Annotated in this window: 4 protein-coding genes; 2 read left to right on the top strand and 2 right to left on the bottom strand. The window is 49.8% G+C overall.

The features are described 5' to 3' along the window. Positions 1–30: 30 nt before the first annotated feature. On the bottom strand, positions 31–465 hold the full coding sequence (gene yedD / locus HMPREF9538_RS20040) for a lipoprotein YedD (RefSeq protein WP_004189223.1): 435 nt from the start codon (positions 463–465) through the stop codon (positions 31–33). 372 nt (positions 466–837) lie between these two features. Here yedD and rcsA point away from each other — a divergent pair, with 372 nt between their 5' ends. After that, a complete protein-coding gene (gene rcsA / locus HMPREF9538_RS20045; RefSeq protein ID WP_002911561.1) occupies positions 838–1,461 on the top strand; it encodes a transcriptional regulator RcsA in 624 nt (207 codons plus the stop codon). A gap of 32 nt (positions 1,462–1,493) precedes the next feature. Here rcsA and dsrB read toward each other — a convergent pair whose 3' ends face one another. Next, on the bottom strand, positions 1,494–1,685 hold the full coding sequence (gene dsrB, locus HMPREF9538_RS20050) for a protein DsrB (RefSeq protein WP_002911586.1): 192 nt from the start codon (positions 1,683–1,685) through the stop codon (positions 1,494–1,496). A gap of 134 nt (positions 1,686–1,819) precedes the next feature. Between dsrB and HMPREF9538_RS20055 the strand changes: the two genes are divergently transcribed. After that, positions 1,820–2,041 carry a YodD family protein gene (locus HMPREF9538_RS20055; RefSeq protein WP_002911589.1) on the top strand — a complete coding sequence of 74 codons (222 nt, stop codon included), beginning with the start codon at positions 1,820–1,822 and terminating at the stop codon, positions 2,039–2,041. Positions 2,042–2,061 lie beyond the last annotated feature (20 nt).

The following is a 2,061-nucleotide window of genomic DNA, read 5'->3' as shown; positions in this document are numbered from 1 at the left end:
CGGGCGGGCCAGCTATGGCCCGCCAAAATCTCAGCGCGTGGAGGCCGGCGCGCTGACAGGCCCCGTCGCTCGCGCTTTGGCCCACGCCTTCTCGCACTCCGGAGTGAGACGTTCAACACGGGACAACGTCATCCGATCGTAGGAGATCGTGTTGCCCTCGCGCTCGACAGGATAGATGTCCAGGGAAGCGGTCACGTTGTAGATCTCACTGTCACGATTCATCAGTTTCCCCGGCTGCGCAATCACGCGCTGCCACTGGCGGCAGTCGAAGGTGTCCCCTTCTTTGGTGACAATCAGGCTGGCAATGGCGTCAGGACTCATCATCGCGCTCTGCGGCCCTTTCGTTTGCCAGAAACCTGCAAGGCCAGCCGGCGCCGGCGCTTTAACGACGTCCTCATAACGATCAACCTGTACGCAACCGGCCAGCGCCACCACCATGCCAGCAAAAAATAACTTTTTCATCATTCATCCCACAAGCCGATAAAAAAGTATTGTGGCATTAAAGCGTTAAGCCTTCCACCCCCACCGCAAAGGGATAAGCGAGCAAGCCAGCAACCGCTAACGTGGATTTCATTTGAAGTAAGGAAATTCTGAAAGTAAAAGAATACTGGGCGCGTAACCATAGCATCTATGGGCACTTTTTGTTTTTAATTCGGTCACACTACCGGTTCTTGACTTTACTTTAAGAGTTTTCCTGGCAAATTATATGCATAGATGCGGAATAGTTTAATGGAGCTAATGGGTTCTTTCTAAACCTACTATTATTATCGCCCGCAAGGACTGCTTCGCACAGCCAGTGCGAAGTGTATATCGTTACGTGTTGATTGAGGATGGGTCATGTCAACGATGATTATGGATTTGTGCAGCTATACCCGGTTGGGATTGACGGGATATCTGACCAGTCGGGGAATTAAAAAACAGGAAATCGTTGAGGTCAACAGTGCTGCGGATCTGCAGAAACACTGTACGTCGTGTTGCCCGGCGGTGGTGTTTCTGAATGAAGACTGTTTCGTGCATGATGATGAAAGTAATGGCATTATTCGCCAGATCATTACGCAAAACCCGGCGACGCTGTTTGTTATCTTTATGTCGCTGGCGAACATCCATTTTGACCGCTATTTGCGGGTACGGAAGAATCTGCTAATCAGTTCAAAATCGATAACCCCAAAAGACCTTGATGTTATTCTGGTTAATTATCTTAAATACAAAAACACCAGTGTAGGGCAGTTAACTTTACCGACATTGTCACTGAGTAAAACAGAATCAAATATGCTGCAAATGTGGATGGCCGGGCATGGTACTTCGCAAATCTCAACGCAAATGAACATCAAAGCGAAGACGGTATCGTCGCATAAAGGCAATATTAAAAAGAAAATACAAACGCATAATAAGCAGGTGATTTATCATATCGTTCGGCTGACCGAAAACATCACCTCCGGTATTCAGGTAAATATGCGCTGAAACAAACTGGCGGCGCTCCCGCCAGTTCAGTTTTACGAGACCTCTTTTTCCACGAAAATCCCATCCGGGTGGCCTATTTCATTAAAAAACCAGATCCCCAGAGGATAGTCTTCCAGTGAAACCAGATACATCGTTCCTTCACTAAACGACTCAATCGCCAGCACTACCCCCGATCGACGTGGGCCACCGTCGGTCTTCACCGTGACACGATCGTTCACCTGCATAATCATCTCCTCTATATTTTCAGCCAGTGTAGAACAAAACCACGCAACTCGCAGCGTCGCGGCACGTGACTGGCGCTTTTTTAGACCGACTATACTTAGAGAGGCTTGAGCAACGCTCAGCGAGGGGGGTAATGATGAAGCACCAATTAACAGGCCAGACCGGGGACGACCTTGATGTCAACGTAGATGCCCTGCTGGCGGCAATTAATGAGATCAGCGAAAGCGAAGTCCATCGCACGCTGGACGACCCGCAGCGCGCCAGCATCGATGGCCGCGGGTCACATACCTGGCGTGAGCTGGCGGAGGCATTCGAACTCGATATTCACGATTTCAGCGCCAGTGAAGCCAACCGTTAGCGGCAGGGGGAAAAAAAAAA

The organism is Klebsiella sp. MS 92-3 (assembly GCF_000195655.1).
In the GTDB taxonomy this organism is placed as follows: domain Bacteria; phylum Pseudomonadota; class Gammaproteobacteria; order Enterobacterales; family Enterobacteriaceae; genus Klebsiella; species Klebsiella pneumoniae.
Note: the sequence above shows the minus strand (reverse complement) of the source record. Positions and strands in the feature narration are given on the sequence as shown.

Coding starts and splice junctions, on each gene's coding strand:
- HMPREF9538_RS20055 (WP_002911589.1), top strand. CDS start 1,820: ATGAAGCACCAATTAACAGGCCAGACCGGGGACGACCTTGATGTCAAC.
- yedD (WP_004189223.1), bottom strand. CDS start 465: ATGATGAAAAAGTTATTTTTTGCTGGCATGGTGGTGGCGCTGGCCGGT.
- dsrB (WP_002911586.1), bottom strand. CDS start 1,685: ATGCAGGTGAACGATCGTGTCACGGTGAAGACCGACGGTGGCCCACGT.
- rcsA (WP_002911561.1), top strand. CDS start 838: ATGTCAACGATGATTATGGATTTGTGCAGCTATACCCGGTTGGGATTG.